Source organism: Sporosarcina sp. P32b (assembly GCF_002743335.1).
GTDB lineage: Bacteria > Bacillota > Bacilli > Bacillales_A > Planococcaceae > Sporosarcina.
The window spans coordinates 1-21,916 of the sequence record NZ_PDZB01000019.1; the positions used below are offsets into that span (position 1 = coordinate 1).

The 21,916-nt window shown below is 42.2% G+C and carries 21 protein-coding genes and 1 other annotated feature; of the genes, 5 read left to right on the top strand and 16 right to left on the bottom strand.

Translation table 11 applies throughout. The annotated features are described in order from the left end of the window. Positions 1–590: 590 nt before the first annotated feature. Together CSV64_RS12465 and mscL are read left to right on the top strand one after the other, a co-directional pair. A complete protein-coding gene (locus CSV64_RS12465; protein ID WP_158233043.1) occupies positions 591–1,220 on the top strand; it encodes a phosphatase PAP2 family protein in 630 nt (209 codons plus the stop codon). A gap of 46 nt (positions 1,221–1,266) precedes the next feature. After that, the gene (gene mscL, locus CSV64_RS12470; protein WP_099634911.1) at positions 1,267–1,653 is read left to right on the top strand and encodes a large conductance mechanosensitive channel protein MscL; all 387 of its coding nucleotides are present in this window, start codon (positions 1,267–1,269) and stop codon (positions 1,651–1,653) included. 285 nt (positions 1,654–1,938) lie between these two features. Here the strand turns inward: mscL and CSV64_RS12475 are convergent, their stop codons facing one another. The 13 genes from CSV64_RS12475 to CSV64_RS12535 all read right to left on the bottom strand — a co-directional run bounded on the left by CSV64_RS12475 (position 1,939) and on the right by CSV64_RS12535 (position 13,517). Continuing rightward, positions 1,939–2,631: an ABC transporter ATP-binding protein gene (locus CSV64_RS12475; RefSeq protein WP_099634912.1), complete on the bottom strand. Its 693-nt coding sequence runs from the start codon at positions 2,629–2,631 to the stop codon at positions 1,939–1,941. Continuing rightward, positions 2,624–2,992 carry a GntR family transcriptional regulator gene (locus CSV64_RS12480; protein WP_099634913.1) on the bottom strand — a complete coding sequence of 123 codons (369 nt, stop codon included), beginning with the start codon at positions 2,990–2,992 and terminating at the stop codon, positions 2,624–2,626. The genes CSV64_RS12475 and CSV64_RS12480 overlap by 8 nt, the downstream gene beginning before the upstream one ends. A gap of 2 nt (positions 2,993–2,994) precedes the next feature. After that, positions 2,995–3,792 (bottom strand): hypothetical protein, encoded by a 798-nt coding sequence (locus tag CSV64_RS12485; RefSeq protein ID WP_099634914.1) that lies wholly within the window; start codon positions 3,790–3,792, stop codon positions 2,995–2,997. Positions 3,793–3,921: 129 nt separating this feature from the next. Next, complete coding sequence (locus CSV64_RS12490; RefSeq protein WP_099634915.1) at positions 3,922–4,401, bottom strand: acyl-CoA thioesterase; 480 nt, start codon at positions 4,399–4,401, stop codon at positions 3,922–3,924. A gap of 90 nt (positions 4,402–4,491) precedes the next feature. After that, positions 4,492–5,376 carry a C40 family peptidase gene (locus tag CSV64_RS12495; protein ID WP_158233044.1) on the bottom strand — a complete coding sequence of 295 codons (885 nt, stop codon included), beginning with the start codon at positions 5,374–5,376 and terminating at the stop codon, positions 4,492–4,494. Next, positions 5,369–6,478 carry a mandelate racemase/muconate lactonizing enzyme family protein gene (locus tag CSV64_RS12500; RefSeq protein ID WP_099634917.1) on the bottom strand — a complete coding sequence of 370 codons (1,110 nt, stop codon included), beginning with the start codon at positions 6,476–6,478 and terminating at the stop codon, positions 5,369–5,371. Before CSV64_RS12500 ends, CSV64_RS12495 begins: the two co-directional genes overlap by 8 nt. Beyond that, the gene (locus tag CSV64_RS12505) at positions 6,479–7,408 is read right to left on the bottom strand and encodes a S66 peptidase family protein (RefSeq protein ID WP_099634918.1); all 930 of its coding nucleotides are present in this window, start codon (positions 7,406–7,408) and stop codon (positions 6,479–6,481) included. A 254-nt stretch (positions 7,409–7,662) separates the two neighbouring features. After that, positions 7,663–8,454: a tryptophan synthase subunit alpha gene (trpA, locus tag CSV64_RS12510; protein ID WP_099634919.1), complete on the bottom strand. Its 792-nt coding sequence runs from the start codon at positions 8,452–8,454 to the stop codon at positions 7,663–7,665. Beyond that, positions 8,451–9,641, bottom strand: coding sequence for a tryptophan synthase subunit beta (trpB, locus tag CSV64_RS12515; protein ID WP_099634920.1), 1,191 nt, complete (start codon positions 9,639–9,641; stop codon positions 8,451–8,453). The genes trpA and trpB overlap by 4 nt, the downstream gene beginning before the upstream one ends. Beyond that, on the bottom strand, positions 9,625–10,257 hold the full coding sequence (locus CSV64_RS12520; RefSeq protein WP_099634921.1) for a phosphoribosylanthranilate isomerase: 633 nt from the start codon (positions 10,255–10,257) through the stop codon (positions 9,625–9,627). The genes trpB and CSV64_RS12520 overlap by 17 nt, the downstream gene beginning before the upstream one ends. Beyond that, positions 10,254–11,042 carry an indole-3-glycerol phosphate synthase TrpC gene (trpC, locus tag CSV64_RS12525; protein ID WP_099634922.1) on the bottom strand — a complete coding sequence of 263 codons (789 nt, stop codon included), beginning with the start codon at positions 11,040–11,042 and terminating at the stop codon, positions 10,254–10,256. The genes CSV64_RS12520 and trpC overlap by 4 nt, the downstream gene beginning before the upstream one ends. Continuing rightward, on the bottom strand, positions 11,039–12,070 hold the full coding sequence (gene trpD, locus CSV64_RS12530) for an anthranilate phosphoribosyltransferase (RefSeq protein ID WP_369823532.1): 1,032 nt from the start codon (positions 12,068–12,070) through the stop codon (positions 11,039–11,041). Before trpD ends, trpC begins: the two co-directional genes overlap by 4 nt. A gap of 64 nt (positions 12,071–12,134) precedes the next feature. Continuing rightward, entirely contained in the window at positions 12,135–13,517 is a 1,383-nt protein-coding gene (locus CSV64_RS12535) for an anthranilate synthase component I family protein (protein WP_233190462.1), read from the bottom strand. 88 nt (positions 13,518–13,605) lie between these two features. Next, positions 13,606–13,825, bottom strand: a binding site (T-box leader). 174 nt (positions 13,826–13,999) lie between these two features. Here CSV64_RS12535 and CSV64_RS12540 point away from each other — a divergent pair. The 3 genes from CSV64_RS12540 to CSV64_RS12550 all read left to right on the top strand — a co-directional run bounded on the left by CSV64_RS12540 (position 14,000) and on the right by CSV64_RS12550 (position 18,856). Beyond that, positions 14,000–14,704 (top strand): pseudouridine synthase, encoded by a 705-nt coding sequence (locus CSV64_RS12540; protein ID WP_099634925.1) that lies wholly within the window; start codon positions 14,000–14,002, stop codon positions 14,702–14,704. Between the two features lie 255 nt (positions 14,705–14,959). Then, entirely contained in the window at positions 14,960–17,377 is a 2,418-nt protein-coding gene (locus CSV64_RS12545) for an EAL domain-containing protein (RefSeq protein WP_099634926.1), read from the top strand. A 177-nt stretch (positions 17,378–17,554) separates the two neighbouring features. Then, the gene (locus CSV64_RS12550; protein WP_233190463.1) at positions 17,555–18,856 is read left to right on the top strand and encodes a uracil/xanthine transporter; all 1,302 of its coding nucleotides are present in this window, start codon (positions 17,555–17,557) and stop codon (positions 18,854–18,856) included. Between the two features lie 27 nt (positions 18,857–18,883). Here the strand turns inward: CSV64_RS12550 and CSV64_RS12555 are convergent, their stop codons facing one another. The 3 genes from CSV64_RS12555 to CSV64_RS12565 all read right to left on the bottom strand — a co-directional run bounded on the left by CSV64_RS12555 (position 18,884) and on the right by CSV64_RS12565 (position 21,871). Further along, positions 18,884–19,495 carry an SAM-dependent methyltransferase gene (locus CSV64_RS12555; RefSeq protein ID WP_099634927.1) on the bottom strand — a complete coding sequence of 204 codons (612 nt, stop codon included), beginning with the start codon at positions 19,493–19,495 and terminating at the stop codon, positions 18,884–18,886. 49 nt (positions 19,496–19,544) lie between these two features. After that, complete coding sequence (locus CSV64_RS12560) at positions 19,545–21,116, bottom strand: sensor domain-containing diguanylate cyclase (protein WP_099634928.1); 1,572 nt, start codon at positions 21,114–21,116, stop codon at positions 19,545–19,547. Positions 21,117–21,253: 137 nt separating this feature from the next. Beyond that, positions 21,254–21,871: an NAD(P)-dependent oxidoreductase gene (locus CSV64_RS12565; RefSeq protein WP_099634929.1), complete on the bottom strand. Its 618-nt coding sequence runs from the start codon at positions 21,869–21,871 to the stop codon at positions 21,254–21,256. Positions 21,872–21,916 lie beyond the last annotated feature (45 nt).

Genomic DNA, 21,916 nt, shown 5'->3' on the forward strand with positions numbered 1-21,916 from the left:
TGGCTCCTCGCGAAAGCCATCCACCAGCGCCGTAGTGGGGACAATGGACTTGCCACTTACACTGTCAGCTAAACCACAACCTCCTGGATTAAACAGGAACAGAAAAAGCACGTGCAAGAACCACAACTCAGTGCCGCTTATTACGTACTTTAAACAGAAACGTAATCCGACAGCACTTCAACAAGTAAAAACAACTACTCGAACTGCCATACACCCAATCCAACGAAGGCGCCTGCTGTGGTAGGCGTAGCGAGGAGACAAAGACAGGCGAACTTCCTGTCTCTGGCTCCTCGCGAAAGCCATCCACCAGCGCCGTAGTGGGGACAATGGACTCGCCACTTACACCGCCAGCTAAACCACAACCTCCTGATTAAACAGGAAAAAGAAAATGCACGTGCAAGAACTACAACCCAATGCCGCTTCTTACGCACTCTTAATAGAAATGTAATCCATGGTCACTTACGCACTAATTCCTTTTGAAAAAGCTACCCGAACTGTCCTACACCCAATCCGACGAAAACCCCTACATTTCACTGTACATTCTTTTTACAATCGTTCAGAATATACAACTATAGAAAGGAATGTATACCGTGCGTGAATTATCATTTCGTTTATTATCCGTTTGGATTATTTGTATTTTATTTACCGGCTTTTTTGCCTATATTGCCAGATCCATTCACTTGCAAACAATCTCTAGTTTTGATGAACCCATTATAGACTTCGTGCAAAGCGCAGAATCCCCAGGACTGACGTCTATTATGAAACTGTTTACTACCATCGGTTCTACAACATCGGTTACTCTATTGGCCATACTGACGCTCGGAGTTCTGTTATGGAAGAAACATCGTGCGCAAGCAGTACTATTCGGCATAGCACTGGCTGGGACAGGCATTCTTAATCAAGTACTCAAGTTCATCTTCAAACGAGAACGTCCTGATTTTAATCGGCTGATCGACATTGGTGGCTATAGTTTTCCTAGCGGACACACGATGATGGCGTTCAGTTTCTATACGATACTTGCTTACATCATATGGAGAAATTTAAAGACTACAGGAAGCCGAATCGCTATCACCATTCTTGCAGTTATAATGATTGCAATGATTGCAGTCAGTAGAATCTATTTGGGTGTTCATTTCCCAAGCGATATAGTCGGTGGCGTACTAGCTAGCTCAGTCTGGTTGTTCGCATCTATTGCCTTATACCAGCGTTTACAGCGCTAATAACTGGGTAAAAGACATAGAAAGATGAATAAAGGAGGTTATGTGAATGTGGAAGGATTTTAAGGAGTTTGCGTTTAAAGGGAATATTTTCGACTTGGCAATCGGTGTCGTAATTGGTGCGGCATTCGGCACGATCGTTTCTTCTTTAGTTGAAAATATCATGACACCACTTATTGGAATCTTATTAGGTGGTCTGGACTTCTCTACATTAAGTTATACAATTGGTGATGCTGCAATCAAATACGGTCTATTTATTCAATCTATCATTGATTTCTTGATTGTTGCAGGTTCGATTTTCGTCTTCTTACGAGTACTAATGAAGTTGAAAATGAAGCCAGCAGATATAGTTGAAGAAGAAGAGGAAGAAAAACCCTTAGATATAAAAGAGGAATTACTTACTGAAATTCGTGATTTATTAAAAAGCGAACGATAAAATTGCGAACACTCATTCATCTGGTCGTCCAGCCGCCACAGTTGTCTTACAAAGTCCATTGCAACGCGCCTGTCAAGGTGTTACAATTATAGGCAGGATACTGATCAAAGGAGTGGATATTCATGTGGTTCGTCTATATCATGTATGCATTGTTTGCATTTATTCTTGGTGGAACAGTACTTGGACTAGTCCGTACGTTCAGCAGTAATAACTAATACAACTTAACAGCAGTGAATGAGCGGGCTATGGCCTATTCATCCACTGCTGTTTTTATATACATGGGCATCACTGACGAAACAGAGAAATCATCCACGAGGTTGCATCTATTCCATATACATCGCGAATCTCATCGATTTCTTTATGGGCAAGAACTTGACCTTCTTTTAATACAATCAACTCATCCAACAACGGCTCTACTTCCTTGATCTCGTGAGTGGAGAGTAAAATAGTTTGCCACTCAGTATCCGTAAAACGAATGAGACCTCTCGCTATATCTTCCCGTACCATTGGATCCAATCCCGAAAACGGCTCATCTAGCAAATAATAGGCTGCATTTCTTCCAAGCGTTGCAGCAATCTTCACTCGACCCCTATTGCCCTTTGACAGTGTGCTGATTTTTACTTCTAGTGAGATAACAAGGTATTCAGCAATCTCTTGCGCTTTCTTCATGTCAAAATCCTCAAATTGCGAATCGTAGAATTCAAATAATTGTTTCACTGTAAAATAAGGATAAAACAAATCGGTATCCGGCATATAAGCTACAGACGAAGCGACTCTCCTCGTAATTTTATTATTATCTAAAATCGCGAGTCCAGTAGTAGGTTTCAATATTCCTGCTAATACCTTTAGCAACGTTGTTTTTCCACTGCCATTTTCCCCTACCAATCCAATGATCTTTCCACGAGGCAATGCAAGTGATACTCTGTTAAGTGCCCGTTTAGATCTATACTTTTTGGAAACCTCCTGCAATTCAATCATCCTGTTCACCCCTTCTCTGTAAATAGTGAACCATCTCGTTCGTCGTAAAGCCTAACGATTCCACATTTTGAATGAATGACTGGACGAGTTGTTCTTTCATTTCTTCACGAAGTTCTAGAATTCTCATCTTATTTTCCGTCACGAATGATCCCTGCCCCCTTCTCGTTTCAGTAATTCCCAAGTTTTCCAGTTCCTTATAGACCCGTTGCATCGTGTTGGCGTTCACACCTACTGAAACGGCATAGTCACGGACAGATGGCAACTTCTCCCCTGCTACAAGCGTGGCTCTTATGATGTCACCGATGATGTGTTCAACGAGCTGTTGGTAAATTGGTTTGTCTGGAAGAAACTCCATACCCATCGTTACACCCTCACTTTCTTCTCAAATAACGCAGATCCTATCATTAATAATACAAAGCTGATGATTAGATAAAACACTACATTCCCTAATGAAAAAGCAATACCATTTGGCACAAAGCCCATGAAGAAGTAGCTTGTATGTTCATTGTAAAATGACTCATTTGTTAATCGCACAGGCACTATCGTACGGAGCCAGTCAAAGAATCCATTCAGTCGTAGTTGTTCCCATAAAGTTAACGTGATTATAAAGAATATAAAAATGAGCGGTACAGAAAAGAAAAGGATTCTCGAATTAACCACTTTATACACACTCCAGAAGAACCAGCCGACCATTGTTATAAAAACTAATTTAATGGATATCGCTAGCACTACACTAATTAAAGCCAATACCCCACTCCAAGCCAATTCCATCGTCCAATCTCCTATGACATAAAAGACGATACTTGCAAGAAAACAACTAAAGAACAAGCTACCAAGGGCTATCAAAATAGCAAACATCACTTTAGCTCCAACTAGTTGAACCATAGGATGCGGGGAGTGCAACCACATCTCCAAATTCTTCATTTCTTTCTTTAAACTGACGAACAACATAAAGGCACCGCTAAATACGTGCAGAGCAAACCAAGTGCCGACAATGATATGTGTATTGTCGTAAAGTGTATCCGGATTCCCTACAAAATTTGTAGTCAAAAGAGGCGCTAAGGTAATCATCACTACGTCCAACAGCAAGATCAAAGCCAGCAACCATTTCAACACAATCCACTCTTTATTCATTAATCCACCAAATACCGTATTCCTCATAAAACCAGCTCCCTTCGTTCTAGTGTATTAGTTATATAGTACACTATGCAAAAAGAATTAACAAGGTGATTACTTTAAATAAAAAACGCAAGGTAGAAACGAGAAATCCGTTTCTTCCTTGCGCTACTATTAATGTTTCATCAATCTCCGCTGCTTACGAAGTTCACGTCGTGCCGGTGCGGTATCGAAAAGACGTTTTTCTAATTCCGTTTCAGGATACACTTCCGCCACTGGTATCGGACGATTTGTGTCATCTACCGCTACCATGGTGCAAAATGATTCCGTCGTCAACCTCACTTCACCTGTTACCAAGTTTTTGGAATGAACGGAAATAAAAACTTCCATAGATGTGCGACCAACGGAAGTAACTACCGCTTCGAGTTCAATGACATCGCCAAGCAAGGCTGGAGAAACGAAATCGACTGAGTCGATCGAAGCGGTGATTGCAGCTCTCGTCCCTGCGTGTTTCATAGCAGAAATAGCTGCGATCTCATCGATATACGAGAGGACTTTTCCTCCAAAGATTGATTCAATATGGTTCGTGTCCGGCGGTAAGACCAGCTTACTTTGGATTGTTCTCGACTCGCTCATCGGTTTTGGTTCTGACATTACGACAACTCCCTTTTTAGTACGTTCATTCAAGTATACATAAAAGAAGGGAGTCAATGCTAATACTTGCTTGATGTGTTGCGTATTCGATTAAATAATCCTACGCACACTACAGACATTTCCGGCATATGCGGACTTCTTTAACTCGATTTGCTCAATTAATTTCCCAGTTGAAGGTGCGTGAAGAATTATTCCGTTACCCACATACATCGCTACATGATGAATACACTGCTCTTCATTCTTGAAAAAGATTAAATCACCTTTTTGCCAATCTGCAGAATCGAGTGAGACTGATCTACCCTCTTCTGCCTGATCAATCGCATCACGCGGCAAGCAAACTCCACACGCTTTCCATATAGTACGGATGAATCCTGAGCAATCAAATCCCCAGGCAGACATGCCACCCCATAAATACGGCAAGCCAATGAAGCGTCTTCCCACTGTTAGCGGACGGTGAATCGATTCTTCTCCCACGCGCTCGACATCAGATGCATTTAATAGTTTCCAACCATGCGGTGTCCATACACGTATCTTCTTGCCGCGTCGTTCAGCGAAAGGGAAAATTGTATTGAAAGAAACTCGTAAAAAGAAGGCACCTGATTCGTCAAACAGAGCTGCTTTTGAATTAGTTACTCTGACAAACTCTTCTGTCTGTAGTCGCTTCTTCATGGAAAGTTGTACTAGTGGCACCCAGCCAGGATAGCCTCGCGGATTTTTCCGAGTCGACTGAGAACTAGCAATGATACGTGCCCAGTCACCAACCACTTCTTCGACAATTACAGATTCACCGTATAATAATTGGGTTTGAATTTGATCCTTGTCACTCAGCGCTAGACGTTCTTCATAAGATAACTGGGATAGCCACCTATCGATTTGTACGGGATGATCCAAAGCAGGAAGATCAGCCACACGAGGAGAATCAGGATCAGTCCATACTGTCGCAACGCTTACCGCGCACATCCATTTCTCATTCACATGCATGCTCCTTCACCCATTGCATCATCCGTTTCGAATCAAATCCTAGTCCAGACTCCTTACTAAATTCCATATGCGATCCGTGATACAGCACGCCACCCGCAGAAAACTTCTCTGCCAATAATAGTGGTGCGTCTAAATCCACTCGCGTTATATTCGGCTGACTCGCTGCGATATGGGCAGCTGCCGTCACACCAATTGCTGTCTCCATCATACTTCCGACCATACACTCTACGCCATTTAGTTCAGCCAATGCATTGATTTTCAAGGCTTCGCGGATTCCCCCCGACTTCATCAATTTGATATTCAGTACATCCACTGCGCGCATCTCCAGCATTTTTTTTGCATCCCTTGCTGAAAATAATGATTCATCTGCCATGATCAGCGTGCTTGTCTGTCTCGTCACGTCTCTCAAGCCTTCTACATCATATGCGGCAACTGGCTGTTCTATTAATTCCAAATCTACTCCGTCATCTTCCAACTGGCGAATGAGGCGAATGGCTTCTTTTGGTTTCCAACCTTGATTGGCATCGAGGCGAATCGTGATATCTTGGCCGACGGTTCGACGAATAGCGTGAATCCTTTCTCTTTCCTGTTGAAAATTACCTGTACCTACTTTCACTTTTAGCGTATCGAAGCCTTTGGCAACATGTTCTGCCGCTTCCTTGGCCATATGAGCAGGTTCTCCGACACTGACTGTCAAATCTGTTTTCAAGTTTTGATGGTAGCCACCCAACACTTGTACTAAAGGTAAACCGCAAAGCTGTCCGAATAAATCATTCACTGCCATATCAACTGCAGCTTTTGCACTCGTATTACCTATAATAGCTCGTTGTATTCTCTCCGTTAATACTTCCCGCCGTGAGATGTCTTGGCCTATCAATATGGGCGTAAAAACGTGATGGATGACATAACGAATTCCACCTATGGAATCTCCCGTTATGACGTGTGTCGGCACCGCTTCTCCCCAGCCGATTAGGCCGTCGTCAGTTGTTAATTTGATAATAACCGATTGCACAGTTTGAACCTTTCGCAATGCCGTGATAAACGGTTTACGTAATAAGGATGACACGAGGAATGTTTCCACCGTGCGAATTTGCAATTACTCCACTCCCGGTAAAATAGTCAGCGTCTTACTATTTGCATCCAAACGTCCTTTCACACCAAATGGAATCGCTATATTCGGTTCGCAATGGCCGATACGGAATCCTTTTACGACAGGCTGATGTAGTTTGCCAAAATAATGGTCAAACACTTCATCCATTGTCAGTGAAGCATTCGGCTTCGTTGGTGTCGATTTCGCGAAATTACCAATCACGATACCTGCTGCTTCGCGAAGCTTACCTGCGAGACGTAATTGATTGAGTAAACGATCCACTTTATAAGGCTCTTCACCCACATCCTCAATAACAAGCAACCGATTATTCGTCTTTATCTCAAATTCACTGCCTAGGCTGTTGACTAATTGCGTCAAATTACCACCGACCACTTCGCCTTCTGCCACACCGCCTACAAGTGTTTCGAGTGGCGAGATAGCTTCAGAATAATGAACTTCTACAGGCGTAAATAATTGCCCGAACATTTTGCCTGACATTTCATGAAACTCTTCTTTTGCGACACATGATGCAAGCATCGGTCCGTGGAATGTAACGAGTCCTGCCCCCTGACGAATCGCGGTATGTAGATACGTAATATCACTGAACCCCCAAAACACTTTTGGATGGTCGTGGATCAAATCGAGATCCAGTTGTTCTGCGTAGCGCGCCGAACCGTAACCGCCACCCGCACAAAGAATCCCTTTCACTTCGGGATCTTTAAACATCCCATGCAAGTCAGCAAGCCGTTCTTCATCAGTCCCTGCCAAATAACCATGTTTCTTATACACGGACTGACCTACTTTATAGCGCAGACCCAATTGCTCCAAAAATTGAAATGAACGCTCCAATACTTCACGTTCTACAGGACTGGCAGGTGCCACGATCCCAATTACATCACCTTGTACTAAATGTGCTGGACGAATCATTCTACTCATCACCCTTTCTACGTCCTACTTTATCATATTCAGGAAACACTACCTTCATCACGAGATTTATAAGACATTTGAAATAGATTGTGGGTAATCTTTGAGTTATCCCCTTTATGAACAGCTAATCCCCAGATGTTGTGCATACATCATACAAAATTACTTAAATAACAGAAAAAGTTATTCACAATTCTCCTATTGTGGATAGTTTTATTTATACAAAAAAACGGACAACTGAAATGTATCAGTTGTCCGCAAAATGATTAGCTATTAGTCAGTTGATTTTTGGATGCATTAATTAACGTCCGAACCTTTTCGTATTCTCCTTCATGAAGTGCCGTCACGATCGCACTTCCAACGATGACGCCGTCGGCAAGTCCGCCAAGTGTGCGAACATGTTCCGGAGTAGAAATACCGAATCCTGCGAGAACTGGAACGGAACTTGCTGCCTTTAGACGCTCCAAGTGACCTTCAAGTCCTTCTGTAAATGATGAACGGACACCCGTGATGCCGTTTACTGTCACTGCGTAAATAAATCCTTCTGCTGCTTTCGCGATGGCTTCAATACGCTCAGCTGGACTGGTTAGAGAAACTAATTGAATTAACGCTACTTCGCTGTTTTTCAGTGCTTCTTTTAGTAAACCACTTTCTTCGAGTGGTAGATCCGGAACGATTAAACCGTAGACACCGCTTGCTTCACAATCTGCCGCAATTGATTGCAAGCCATAGCTAAGCACAGGATTCAAATACGTCATGATTACTAGGGGAATCTGAACTTCTTCTTTGAATGAAGCAAGTTCTGTCATAATCTTTCGTAATGTAATGCCTTCAGCTAACGCACGCTCACCAGCTTGCTGAATCACATCACCGTCAGCTACCGGATCGGAAAATGGTATACCTACTTCAATAGCCGTTGCGCCCGCTTCTTGCAGGAATAATATCGTCTTCTTTAACGTCTGTAATCCACCGTCACCCGCCATTATATAAGGTACAAATGCTTTATCTCCTTGTTCATTACATTGCACAATTGCTTGTGTCACTAGTTTTTTCGTCATATGGATTGACCTCCCAGCGCATCACGTACTGTTTGCATGTCTTTATCGCCACGCCCCGATAAACAGATAACGAGTAGCTCATCTTCCTTCATTTCTTTCGCTAACTGCACTGCATAATAAACAGCGTGTGCACTTTCAAGAGCTGGAATAATTCCTTCTACACGTGACAGTAATTGCACCGCTTCAAGCGCTTGCTGATCCGTGACAGAATCATACTGCACACGCTTGATATCAGCTAAATGGCAATGCTCAGGTCCTACTGCAGGATAATCGAGGCCCGCGGAAATGGAATGCGCTTCTTGAATAAATCCATCCTCGTCTTGCAATACGTACATATACGCACCGTGCAATACTCCTTCTTGTTTACCTGCAATGGCTGCTGCATGTTTGCCTGTTGAAATACCGCTACCCGCGGCTTCTACTCCGTACAACTTCACGTCTTGATCATCAACGAATGGGTGGAACATACCGATCGCGTTACTACCACCACCAATGCAAGCTACAACTGCATCAGGCAGACGTCCTTCGTGCTCCACGATTTGCTTACGTGTTTCATCACCAATCACTCGCTGGAAATCACGAACGATTTGCGGGAATGGATGCGGGCCTAAAGCCGATCCAAGAATATAATGTGTATCTTCTACATTGGAAACCCAGTAGCGCAATGCTTCATTGACTGCATCCTTCAATGTACCTGAACCTTTATCAACGGAAACTACTTTCGTACCGAGCAGTTCCATGCGGAAAACATTCAGTTCTTGACGACGGATATCTTCTTTGCCCATGAATACAACGCATTCGAGACCGAGTAACGCACAAGCAGTAGCTGTTGCCACACCATGTTGACCCGCTCCTGTTTCGGCTACAATTTTCTTCTTACCCATACGAATCGCAAGCAACGCCTGGCCAAGAGAGTTGTTAATCTTATGAGCACCTGTGTGATTCAAATCTTCACGCTTCAAATAAATTTTTGCGCCACCTGCATGCTTCGTCAAACGCTCTGCAAAAAACAATGGAGTTTCACGACCTACAAACTCTTTCAAATAATAATCCAATTCCTTTGAAAATGCGGGATCTTGCTGCGCTTCTTCGTAAGCAGTTTCTAACTCCTGCAATGCTGTCATCAATGTTTCCGGAACGAATTGACCCCCGAATTTACCGTAGCGTCCTTTAGTTTCTGTTGTCATGACGATCTCTCCTACCCTTCGCTGTATGAATAAACGTTTGAATGCGTTCCGTGTCTTTTTGCTTCTCTATCTCTACTCCACTTGATACATCGACCATATATGGTTTCACTTGCCCTAGCGCTTCCTGTACATTTCCTGCATGCAGTCCTCCAGCTAAAATAATTTGTTCTTTTGATACTCCTGCATTTTCAAGTAACGACCAGTCAAATGTTTTACCACTACCGCCTTTATATTCAACACCTGGTGTATCAAATAAATAATAATCCACGTCATATGTGGTAGCGAGTTTTACGTCGTCTTCATTTTCAATAGCAAGTGCTTTAATAGAAGGTAATCCTACTTGTTGAATGAAGGCAGGTGTCTCATCGCCATGATACTGGATGTAATCGAGCGGCACCTCATCGTAAATCTTTTGTAACTGCTCTTTCGTTTCATTCACAAAGACTCCGATCTTTAGTACGGACGATGGAATGAGTTTCGCAAGTTTCTGTGCCTGCTCTACTGTCACTTCCCTACGGCTTGGTGCAAATACAAAACCTATAGCATCAGCGCCCGCATCCACAGCAGCTTGTACATGTTCAGGCTTCATCAGCCCGCAAATCTTTACTTTTGTCATGGACGAGCCACGCGCTTTTCCACTTGTAATGCTTGCAGGGCTTCTTTTACTGAATCACTGCGCATCAAAGATTCTCCGACAAGTACTGCACTTGCTCCAGCTTTTGCTGCACGCTCTGCATCCTCAGGTCCCCAGATTCCGCTCTCACTGATGAACACACGCTCTTCATCAAACGGGAAGTGCGATGCGATCAATTCTGTCTGTGCTAGATCCACTTCGAATGTATGCAAATCACGGTTGTTGACGCCGATAATTCTCGCGTCAATCGATAATGCGCGTTGCAACTCTTCGATGCTATGCACTTCTACTAGCACATCCAAGCCTTCTTCGTTGGCATACGTATACAGGCTTCCGAGTGTTTCATCATCGAGTGCAGCCACAATCAATAATATGACGGATGCACCCGCGCTTTTCGCTTGGTCAATCTGTATTTTATGAATCATAAAGTCTTTGCATAATAATGCGATCGGTACAGCATCCGCTACTGCAGACAAGTCTTCAAATGATCCTTTAAAGAATTCCTTATCCGTCAATACGGAAATACACGCAGCACCAGCTTCATAATAAGCTGTCGCCTGTTCAACAGGGTTCGCACCTTCTGCAATCAACCCTTTAGAGGGAGATGCACGTTTCATTTCAGAAATGACTTGTAGTTGTTTCGCTTTCACCAGTGTTTGATAGAGTGACGGACGTGTAATTTCCCGTTCCGGAAACGTCACGTTACTCGCTAGCAATTGATCTACTTCTATTTTCTTCTGTGCAATAATTTTATCTAAAATCGTCATTGGATAACCGCCTTTTGCCGAATCTTTTCGCTGAATGCGACGACGGCATCTAGTTTTTCTAACGCTTTGCCTGACAGGATACTTTCCGTAGCAACTTTCACGCCTTCTTGGATTGTGGTAACTTGGCCATTTGCAAATAAACCAATTCCTGCATTCAACACCACTGTATCAAACTTCGGGCCTCGTTCCCCACCTAAGATTGACCGAGTAGTCGCAGCGTTTTCCACAGCGTCTCCACCTTTAATCGCTGACAACGGTGCATATTCAAGCCCTACATCATCCGCAGTCAATGAAAATGGAATTAAATCACCATGATCGAGTAATACAAATTCATTCTGGCCCGCAAGAGACGCTTCGTCCATTCCGCCTGCCCCACTCACGACAATCGCTCTTTCACGTCCTAGCATTCTGAGTACTGACGCATATTCCATAATGAAATCCGGACGGTTAATACCAGTGAATTGAGTTTCAAGTGATACGGGATTCGTTAAAGGTCCAACTAAGTTGAAGATGGTCGTCTTCCCGATTTTGTTTCGTATAGCTCCAATCCGTTTCATTTTCGGATGAATAGATGGTGCGAATAAGAATGCAATCCCTTGCTGTTCCAGTAAATTCTGCATATCAGGTATTTGGAAGTCGGAATGAATGCCAAGTGCATCCAGGACGTCCTGGCTTCCTGATGCGCTCGAAATTTTACGGTTACCGTGTTTCGCAACTTGGACCCCAGCACCCGCTAAGACGAATGCAGCTGTCGTACTAATATTGAACGTATTGACACCGTCTCCACCCGTTCCGCAGTTATCCAGATAACGCGCCTCTGTAGGCGTCAGGTCATTTGCATATGATTTCATAACAGCTGCCAACGCAGCTACTTCATGTGATGTTTCACCTTTTTTCGATAACGCGATCAAAAACTGTGCAATTTGATCTTCATCTGTCGCTTCATTAAACATCAGCTCAGCTGCTTCTCTCATCTCTTCATACATCAGGTGGCGTTGCTTCTCTACTATGCTTAAAAACCTCTCCATACTCATCTCTTCCCTTCTCGTCTGGATGTTTACGCGATCTCTCGATAAGGCTTGAGCCTGCCAATTACTTGGTCATTTCTGTTGCTTCTAGTAAAGAACGGGCTTTATTGGATGTTTCTTTATATTCTAACGAAGGAACAGAGGCTCCTACTATTCCAGCGCCTGCCTGAACATACGCTTTGCCTTCTTTTACGAGCATTGTACGGATCGTCAATGCGAAGTCGATATTACCGTTAAGACCAATATACCCGATAGCACCTCCGTAAATCCCACGATGCTGATCTTCCAGCTCATCAATCATATCCATAGCAACCGGTTTAGGGGAACCTGTTACAGTCCCTGCTGGCATTGTCGCTTTCAGTGCATCCAGTGCATGTAAGCCTGGCGCAAGGTCACCGGTCACTTCGGAAACTAAGTGCATAACATGTTCATAGCGAACGGTTTCCAAATAATTTGCGACTTCAATCGTTTCAGGACGACAGATTTGTTGCAGTTCTTTCTTGCTGACTTCCACTAGCATATCGTGTTCGGATAACTCTTTCGGATCATTGCGTAATTCGATTTCAAGCGCTTTGTCTTCCGCTTGATCTCGTCCTCTTCTGCGAGTGCCTGCAATTGGGTTCGTTAATACTTTATCTCCGGTTACACGCACGAGACTTTCGGGTGACGTTCCGATTACTGTATGATCTTCAAACTCCATGTAATACATATAGGGAGATGGATTACGGCGACGCAGTTTACGATACAACGCAAACGGATCACCTGTAATATCTGCTTCAAAGCGACGTGACAGAACGACTTGTTCCGCCTGTCCCTCTTTAATCGCATCTATGACAATTTGGACACGACGCTCAAACTCTTCTTTGGAAATGGCACAACGATAATCAGAAAGGGAAACACTATCTTCTTTATCGACTGAACCATTGACGATCATATCCTCGATAGCATCCAAGTCAGGTGCTTCGTATACTGGATTGATTTCTGTATGCAGCAACGTCACTTCGTGCAATTGATGGTCATAGATCACGATAGTATCGTAAATATTGAAGTAGACATCCGGCATCTGGAGGTCATCAGCTGTTCGCTGTTCACCATTTCTTGCTGCTCCATACCCCACATAACCAACCGCACCGCCTGTAAACGGGAAACCTGCATCTTCCGTAATACGTGGCATGAGACGCTTCAATAACGTATAAAGATCCCCTTCATGCGTATACGTTCTATTCGTTGAGTAGACAATCTCTTCTACCACACCATCCCGACCACGATAGGCTTTTTGAGGATTCAGTCCAATGAATGAATAGCGTCCTGACCCACCTGCTTGCGAAGAGCTCTCCAACAGGAACTTATGATTTCCTTTCAATCTTCTAAATATCAAAATAGGGGTTAAGGAATCTCCTTCAATCTTTCTCGTCGTTACCCGTAAGTTCTTCTGCTCTGTCATCATGATCATTCTCCTCTTCTCTATGGACTACCGTATAATTCATGTGATTAAATAGAAAAAGCCCTCTGCAAACAGAGCCAGTTAGCCTGTTGCAGAGGACGATTATGTAACCGCGTTGCCACCTCAAATTGAAGCACCGAAGTACTTCCACTTTATGTGTTTTCACACTGCCCTTAACGCGAGCAAACGTCTGTTTTTCATCAAAACAGCTGCCATAAGTCCATTCACGAACGATGTGTATCAGTTTTCACCAGCCACTGACTCTCTAGGAAGCACATGCAATCGCTACTCTTCTTATTCATATCTTTTCGCTATTCTCTTCTCTGCTAACTCATCTCATCTGCCGGGACGATTCCGCTATCGAAACCTTCTGTCCATCTAGTTATTATATTTATCTTAATATGCAGAATCTTTAATGTCAACAATTTCTTACGGAAAAAATGCTATAATTAGCTTATTGCGACAAGTGCGGGAGGAGAATCTTTATGCGAATCAATAAATTTCTAAGTGGTGCAGGAATTGTATCCAGACGAGGTGCAGATCAGTGGATTGCTGACGGTCGCGTGAAAATCAACGGACAACTCGCGGAACTAGGAAGTAAAGTCGAGGTCGACGATCAAGTAGAAGTCGACGGCAAGCTAGTCGAACAAGAAGAGCAGTTAGTTTATATCGCACTGAATAAACCAGTAGGTATCACTAGCACAACAGAACGTCATATTGAAGGCAATGTTATAGACTTTGTTAATCACCCATTACGTATTTTCCACATCGGACGTTTGGACAAAGATTCAGACGGTTTATTACTATTAACGAACGACGGCGATATCGTCAATGAAATCCTTAGGGAAGAATATGGTCACGAAAAGGAATACATCGTTACAGTGGATAGTCCCCTAACCGCTTCGTTTATTTCACAAATGGAAAACGGAGTGAAGATCCTCGATACTGTAACGAAACCTTGTACGGTGAAAAAGCTCGGGCCTAAAACTTTTTCTATCATCTTGACACAAGGTTTAAATCGTCAAATCCGTAGAATGTGCGCAGCGCTTGGCTATCATATACGTCGCTTGCAACGTGTACGAATACTTACTATTGAATTGGGTGATCTCCCAATTGGCGAATGGCGTGAACTAACAGATGCAGAGCGTAATAAGTTATTCAAAACACTTCATTACGAACCGAAAAGATAAAAAGATCATGGAAGAGCTTTACAAAGCCTTCCGTGATCTTTTTTACTATGCAAGCACTCAAATTCCAACACCTCTAATAACCTATATATATTCCCTTCAATAACTAGTTCAAAACTCTCTCATTCATGCTATAATCAGACAGTTAATATATTTAATTCTATCTATTAGGTATTTTTATTTAATTTCATAATACTTAGCATTCAAATAAAGGTCTATTCTATTTCCATAACTGCTTTTAAGAAAGGATGTGCATTTATGCCGTTACATACTCCTAGTATTTCTTCACATCTATCCACGCTACTTGATGAAAAGTTCTGCATATCACTCATTGACTTAAATGGTCATCTGACCTATGTAAATCAGAATTTTTGTGAGCTGACAGGTTATAGCGAAGAGGAGCTAATTGGTAGAACCTGGGCAATGTTAAATAGGGAATTCTCTATTGAAGAGACGCTTTATACGCTTTCGAAGCATTTTATCCATGAAACCGTCTATCAAGAATCTATACAGATTTACTCTAAGCCAGGCACAGTACACTGGTTGGATATTACTATTGTACCCATTTATGATACTGCCGGAAATTTAACTAGTTATCTCTCTCTTGATATAGATGTAACCGGATCGAAATTGGTCTCAAACGAGTATGACAAAACACGTGCCGACTTGCAAAACTTTAAATATGCACTAGATGAATCAGCAGTAGTCGTCATCACCAATCCACAGGGTGTAATTACGTATGTCAATAACCGCTTCTGTACCCTTTCGGAGTACTCACGTAATGAGCTGATCGGCAAAACACATAGGGTAGTCAACTCAGGCACACATCCTAAAAGCTTCTTTGCAAATATGTGGAAAACAATTCAATCCGGTCGAGTATGGAGAGGCGTAATCCGTAATAGGTCGAAGTCCGGAAATCTTTATTGGGTCCATACGACAGTCGTTCCGTTTATTGGTTCTGATGGTAGACCGTTCCAATACATTTCTATACGCCAAGACGTGACTTCCCAAATGGAAGCAGAAAAGTCATTAGAGTTAGCATTAAAAAATGATTTTACTACGACAGTGAAAAACCTTCAAAACGCTATTTTTAAATATTCTTTTGATGAAAATGATCAAATCAATATTACATTACTAGAAGGAAAAGTAGCCGAACAACTTGGAATTACTGCAGATATGCTTAATCAATTCACATCCAGTAAAAGTTTCACTTTGTCTACATTCAAACGACAGCTTCTTGGGGCTTTACTTGGCCGTGTTGGACAGTTTGAAATTGACTATCAATCTAGAACCTTTCTAGTTTATTTGTCTCCTATTTTCGAAGGTAAGAATGTAGTCGAAGTTGTCGGTACCGCCAGTGACATTACCGACCGGAAAGAAGCTGAACGTTTAGTCGAACATATGGCATTTCACGACCATCTAACCGGATTACCTAACAGAAGGTTACTTAAGCAGACAGTAGAAGACTTGATTAAGAATCGTTTAAACAACCGGGAACCTTTTGCTCTGCTTTATATGGACCTGGATCGATTTAAAAATATTAATGATTCTATGGGTCACTATGTAGGTGACCAATTGCTAAAAGCGGTTGGTGCAAGATTACAGACGCTCGTTAGACAAAATGACTTGGTCGGTCGACTTAGTGGAGATGAGTTTCTTATTCTATGTTCTTCCACGACGAAACAAGGCGCACGAATGGTCGCCCAGCGAATCGTCGATGAAGTATCAAAATCATTCCTCATTGATTACTTGGAAATCTTTATTGCGCCAAGCATCGGAATCAGCATGTTCCCAGACGACGGAGCCCAATACGATACACTTATTCGTAATGCGGACTCTGCTATGTATTTAGCAAAACAATCGGGTAAAAGCACATATCAATTTTTCACAGAAGAACTTTATAAAGACTTGATGGAACGAACTTTAATTGAGATGGAATTACGCCAAGTCCTTCATAAAAAGGAATTGTCTCTACATTACCAGCCGCAATATGAATTTAATACAGGAAATATGATTGGTGTAGAAGCATTGGTACGCTGGCAACACCCTTCGCGAGGGATGATACCTCCTGGTCAATTCATTCCGATAGCAGAAGAAACTGGGATGATTCTTGCTATTGGTTTGTGGGTGCTAGAGACTGCTTGTAGACAAGCTAAAGAGTGGCAAGACTTAGGCTACACTTCACTATTAATGAGCGTCAACGTTTCCTTACGGCAGTTTAAAAGTATTAGTTTTGTGACCGATGTCAAAGACACCCTTCATAAAACGGGTCTGCTGCCACGCTATTTGAATATCGAAATTACAGAGAGTATGACCTCCGATGTTGACTATTGCCAAAACATTTTACAAGATCTTCGTGAAATCGGCATTAAAATTAGTATCGATGATTTCGGAACGGGTTATTCCTCATTAAGTTATTTAACTAAGTTTCCTTTAACTCATCTTAAAATTGATCAATCTTTTGTTAGAGAATTACATTCAAATTCAGTTATTGTCAAAGCTATTATTGATTTGGCTAAGAACTTACACTTACGAGTGATTGCGGAAGGGGTCGAAACTCACGAACAGGCCGAATTTCTTCGTAAACTTGAATGTGATGAAGCACAAGGTTTCTTGTATTCGAGACCTGTGCCTCCCGATGAAATTTTACAGTTATTCACTACTATAAAACCATAATATGTAGCCAACAGACAGACGTCTGCTGGCTATTTTTTTATAATGACAGCTGATGAACTACTTTTCATCGACATATTACTAGAAATATTATTCTTCCTATTAATTTTGTGCTATAGTTTTCTTTATATTTAAATTATTTTGATATACATAGATAACTAGTTACAGGGAGTGATGTGAATGGGTACTACACAAATGCGGTATTCAATTACCGCATTGGCCGGATTTCAATGGCTATTCTTTATGTTCGCTAATACAGTTGTAATACCCATTTCAGTCGGTACTGCTTTTGAGCTTGAGCAGATTGAAATCGTTTCAGCCATACAGCGTTCATTTATTTTTACAGGAATGGCTTGTTTACTGCAAGGAGCACTTGGACATCGACTGGCATTGATGGAAGGTCAGTCGGGTTTATGGTGGGGTGTTGTACTTAGCTTGGCCGGAACTGCCAGCGCGATGGGCTTAAGTTTAGCTACGGTTGGCGGCAGTATTGCAGTAGGCGCCATGATTTCTGGTGGACTGGTTGCTACTCTCGGTATGCTCGGCATGGGTGAAATTCTGAAGAAATGGTTTACACCCGCTGTCATGTTCGTGTTTTTACTACTATTGGCCAATCAATTGATTACCATCTTCTTAAAAGGAATGATCGGTCTCAATGACGGTGAATTTATTAGTCTGTCGAAGACTATATTTTCATTCGCTCTAGCAGGCCTCACGATTCTGGTTCATGTCAAAGGAAAAGGGATCATCAGTAGCTTGAATCTGCTCATCGGTATGACGGTAGGTTGGATTAGCGCTGTGCTGATTTTCCCGCAAGCAGCTACTGAAACGATTAAAACCACGCCATTTATCCAATGGTTTCCTTGGGGTGAACCGACACTCGAAATCGGTATAGTGGTTACAGTGGTTATTACAGGTTTATTGAATACGACGAACACAATAGCCACTCTAAAAGGTGCGGAAGATATATATGAAAAAGAAACAACTAAAAGTCAGTATAAAACTTCGTTCCTCATTACAGGTGGACTGAATATCGGAGCGGGTGCGCTGGGCCTCGTTCCGTATGCGCCTTATGCGTCTTCCATTGGGTTTCTGCAGTCCAGCGGAATAAAGGATAGAGCTCCTTTCTTTATCGGTTCCATACTGTTCATAACCCTTGGGCTCGTACCGCCATTAAGTGCATTCTTTTCCACTATCCCTCAAAGCGTAGGAAACACGGTATTATTTGTAGCCTATTTACAGTTATTCCGTTCTGCCCTACGAAACGTGGAAGGATTAACTTTCGAACCTAAAACTATATATCGAATTGCATTACCTGCACTTCTCGGATTATCTATCATGACATTGCCAGCCACTGTATTTTCTACACTTCCTGAGCTAGTTCAACCTCTATTATCAAGCGGATTATTAGTGGGTATCCTAGCTGCGCTCTTGATGGAATTAATTTTCTGGATGGGTCAGCGGTTCAGTCATTCTACATGAATATACAAACAGCCTTGATCTACATGTTCAAGGCTGTTTGTACGTATAGACTAAAAAGCGCTCTGCTTTGTCATGAATTTGCAAATGTGTAATCGGTATCTCTGCCACTTTTTCGAATAATGGGTGTCGATGCATGAAATAGACATATTCATCAGTCGGATAATATAGAATGATTTCCAATGCGCGGGGGGTGTTTTCTGCTGACTTTAGAATCCGTTGAACAACAGATCGAAAAATGTCCAAAGAAAATGGATTGAAAAAATAGAACGTCACCGCATCTGCCGGAATGATGTAACTCTCTGCTATACAGCATTCAAATGAAATGGATCCAGGCCTCTTAGGGAAGGCTTGTCGATACTCCATTAGGTTAGTCATTGCATTTTGATGTAACACACCATTCATTTCTATACCTATCGTGTCCAAACAAAAAAGATGGTTTACATAAAAAGGAACTCTCCCTTTTCCACATCCAAAGTCGATCAAGCTCCCCTCTTTTAAAAGGTCATGTTCAGTAAATAAATAATCTAGCATCTCGTAAGGCGTCGCTTCATAACGATTATAATGAGATGACTGATGAATCCACTCTTTAACACCAAGTGTTTTGATGTGTAAGCGTTTATCCATAGATTGCTCTTGCATTATTCTAACCCCTTTCCATTCATCTACTGCTAAAGAAAACCTCGGCATATTACTCATGCCGAGGTTCTTCGGAAACGACGATGGTCTTATTACGTCCTGTACGTTTAGCTTCATACAGGCTTCGATCAGCTAACTCGATAAGTCGTGCTGGGTGGTTTGCGTGAAGTGGGTACGCGACTACCCCAGCTGAAATTGTAATGACTTCACCACAAGGACTAACTGTGTCCTCCAACTTTTCACGAAGGCGTTCCGCCCTTAGATACGCAGTGACTTTATCCGACTTCGGCAATAAGATGACGAATTCTTCTCCACCGTAGCGACAACAGATATCTTGCTCGCGAACGGTTCGTTGCATCAAGTCCGCCAAGTAAATAAGTACTTCATCTCCTACTGCATGACCGTAGCGATCATTGACACGTTTAAACTTGTCTATATCAAAAATAATTAGAGCGAATGGCGTCCCATCGTCCACCCATTGCTTCATGTAACTATCCATCATTCGGCGATTCATTAACTTCGTTAAAGGGTCCGTTGTTGATTGATGAATGAAATAGTTCATCTCGTTCTTGAAGTAATCCAAACTATGTAACATAGCTCCTTTTAATTGTCTCACTTCATAGTACCAATCAGAGATTCCTTCCATCTTTTCTTTTTGATCAGACTCTGTACTACTTTCCGTATAGTATGCCAACTTCTGGAGAGGCAGAGCGATCTTTCTTGAAAGATAGCTCACTAAAAAGAATGAAAGGAGTAGTAACGGAAGAGACTTTACTGCCATCTCCAGCACCATTTTTTTTGCTGGAGCAACAGAAATATCTAGTTGTCTTTGCGCTACGATTCCCCATTCAGCAATGGGTACATAGGCATATCCGGCTAACATAGGTATCCCCTTTGTGTTGACTAGCTGTGTAAAGTCACTTTCCCCTTTAATTACTTTTTGAACCGCTAAGTTGCTCGAGACATCCTCTTTCAAACGCTCTTTTTCTTGATGATAAATTAGTTTGCCTGCATAGTCTACTACATATACATATGAACCATTTTCATAATAATGGTTTCCTAAAAGCTTCTCTAATATATTGGGCTTATCGAGATAAATGGCGCCTCCTAAAAATCCTTTATACTCGTCACCTTCAAAGAGTGGAACACTGATGAATATAATTGGTTCTCCTTCAATTCCAACGTAAGGGTGAGAGACTATTTCCCTCTTTTCCTTAATTGCTTGCATTGCTCCAATCGAAGTCAACTTTTCCCCAACCAACTCAAGACTCGGAGAGGAAGCACCTAGTATGGTGCCTTCTGGAGAGGCAATCGCGACAGAATCAAATGTATTCGTTTCTAATCTAATCCGCTCTGCCACTGCATTTATTTGCGTTTGTGAAGAAGGGTCATCCAGGAGAGTTAACACTACTTCCGCATTAACTTCTAATGTGTTTAATATTTCACGTAAATAAGTATCTGTAGTAGAAGTCAATTTTTGGACATATGCGTAGTTCGTTTCTAAAGTTGAATTGATTAAGGTTTTTTTATGCACTTGATATGCTACCGTAGTACTCGTTAGAAAGGTCAACACAATTGCCAATATTGCCATGACTTGAATTAAGTTTTTCAAGGACCATCTCATCTGTCTCCCAATCTCCTTTTCCCTGTGGTGCTATCCTCCTATTATATCATAGAGTAAAGAGATTTTATGGGATATTTCAAGCTTTATAACATAATATACCAATACCTGCTGTTCACTCTTACTTTGATTGACATTACTTAATAGGATATCCCAACTCTATACCCCTTATGATCTTGTTTACATAGTTCATCATAAGCGAATGCAGCAGTATCACCAGTAGAGATCTGGGCACCATCAATCGGCAAGTACTCTCTTTCCGTCCGATAATTGCCGACCGCTTCCCCGTCAGGTAAATAGGTTGGGCAAACTATCGTCCAGTCTAAGCCGGAATCTTTCAACATAGTAAATACTTTATGGTGCTCCTCTGCGGCAAATGTCAACTTTCGATGAGATTCATTCGATTGGTAACGTAACTTGGACGGTTCTGTTCTGCTATTTAATATACCCGCTGTTCCAATCGTTACGATTCTTTTGATCCCGTGTTCTTTCATCCCTTCAATAATAGCCGGAATCGCTTCTGTCAGTGTGGTTGTTTTATCAGTGCCAAGCGCACTAACGACTGCGTCAGCCCCAACCAATGTATTTTTCACTACAACCGGATCCCGTACGTCACCTGCAATGATCGTCAATTTTTCTTGAGGTTTGCACTTCTCAGGCGATCGAACTACTGCCGTGACCTCGTGATCGTCAGCTAATGCACGACGAACGATCTCACTTCCTGTACGGCCTGTTGCTCCAAATATTACAATCTTCATCTACTACATCTCCTATGTTCAATTTATTGTTAGAAACTTCTCATA

What these genes read in the sequence shown, in the direction of transcription:
- mscL (WP_099634911.1), top strand. Translation starts at nt 1,267, where the DNA reads ATGTGGAAGGATTTTAAGGAGTTTGCGTTTAAAGGGAATATTTTCGAC.
- CSV64_RS12475 (WP_099634912.1), bottom strand. Translation starts at nt 2,631, where the DNA reads ATGATTGAATTGCAGGAGGTTTCCAAAAAGTATAGATCTAAACGGGCA.
- CSV64_RS12480 (WP_099634913.1), bottom strand. Translation starts at nt 2,992, where the DNA reads ATGGGTATGGAGTTTCTTCCAGACAAACCAATTTACCAACAGCTCGTT.
- CSV64_RS12485 (WP_099634914.1), bottom strand. Translation starts at nt 3,792, where the DNA reads ATGAGGAATACGGTATTTGGTGGATTAATGAATAAAGAGTGGATTGTG.
- CSV64_RS12490 (WP_099634915.1), bottom strand. Translation starts at nt 4,401, where the DNA reads ATGTCAGAACCAAAACCGATGAGCGAGTCGAGAACAATCCAAAGTAAG.
- CSV64_RS12505 (WP_099634918.1), bottom strand. Translation starts at nt 7,408, where the DNA reads ATGAGTAGAATGATTCGTCCAGCACATTTAGTACAAGGTGATGTAATT.
- trpA (WP_099634919.1), bottom strand. Translation starts at nt 8,454, where the DNA reads ATGACGAAAAAACTAGTGACACAAGCAATTGTGCAATGTAATGAACAA.
- trpB (WP_099634920.1), bottom strand. Translation starts at nt 9,641, where the DNA reads ATGACAACAGAAACTAAAGGACGCTACGGTAAATTCGGGGGTCAATTC.
- CSV64_RS12520 (WP_099634921.1), bottom strand. Translation starts at nt 10,257, where the DNA reads ATGACAAAAGTAAAGATTTGCGGGCTGATGAAGCCTGAACATGTACAA.
- trpC (WP_099634922.1), bottom strand. Translation starts at nt 11,042, where the DNA reads ATGACGATTTTAGATAAAATTATTGCACAGAAGAAAATAGAAGTAGAT.
- trpD (WP_369823532.1), bottom strand. Translation starts at nt 12,070, where the DNA reads ATGGAGAGGTTTTTAAGCATAGTAGAGAAGCAACGCCACCTGATGTAT.
- CSV64_RS12535 (WP_233190462.1), bottom strand. Translation starts at nt 13,517, where the DNA reads ATGATGACAGAGCAGAAGAACTTACGGGTAACGACGAGAAAGATTGAA.
- CSV64_RS12540 (WP_099634925.1), top strand. Translation starts at nt 14,000, where the DNA reads ATGCGAATCAATAAATTTCTAAGTGGTGCAGGAATTGTATCCAGACGA.
- CSV64_RS12545 (WP_099634926.1), top strand. Translation starts at nt 14,960, where the DNA reads ATGCCGTTACATACTCCTAGTATTTCTTCACATCTATCCACGCTACTT.
- CSV64_RS12550 (WP_233190463.1), top strand. Translation starts at nt 17,555, where the DNA reads ATGGGTACTACACAAATGCGGTATTCAATTACCGCATTGGCCGGATTT.
- CSV64_RS12555 (WP_099634927.1), bottom strand. Translation starts at nt 19,495, where the DNA reads ATGCAAGAGCAATCTATGGATAAACGCTTACACATCAAAACACTTGGT.
- CSV64_RS12560 (WP_099634928.1), bottom strand. Translation starts at nt 21,116, where the DNA reads ATGAGATGGTCCTTGAAAAACTTAATTCAAGTCATGGCAATATTGGCA.
- CSV64_RS12565 (WP_099634929.1), bottom strand. Translation starts at nt 21,871, where the DNA reads ATGAAGATTGTAATATTTGGAGCAACAGGCCGTACAGGAAGTGAGATC.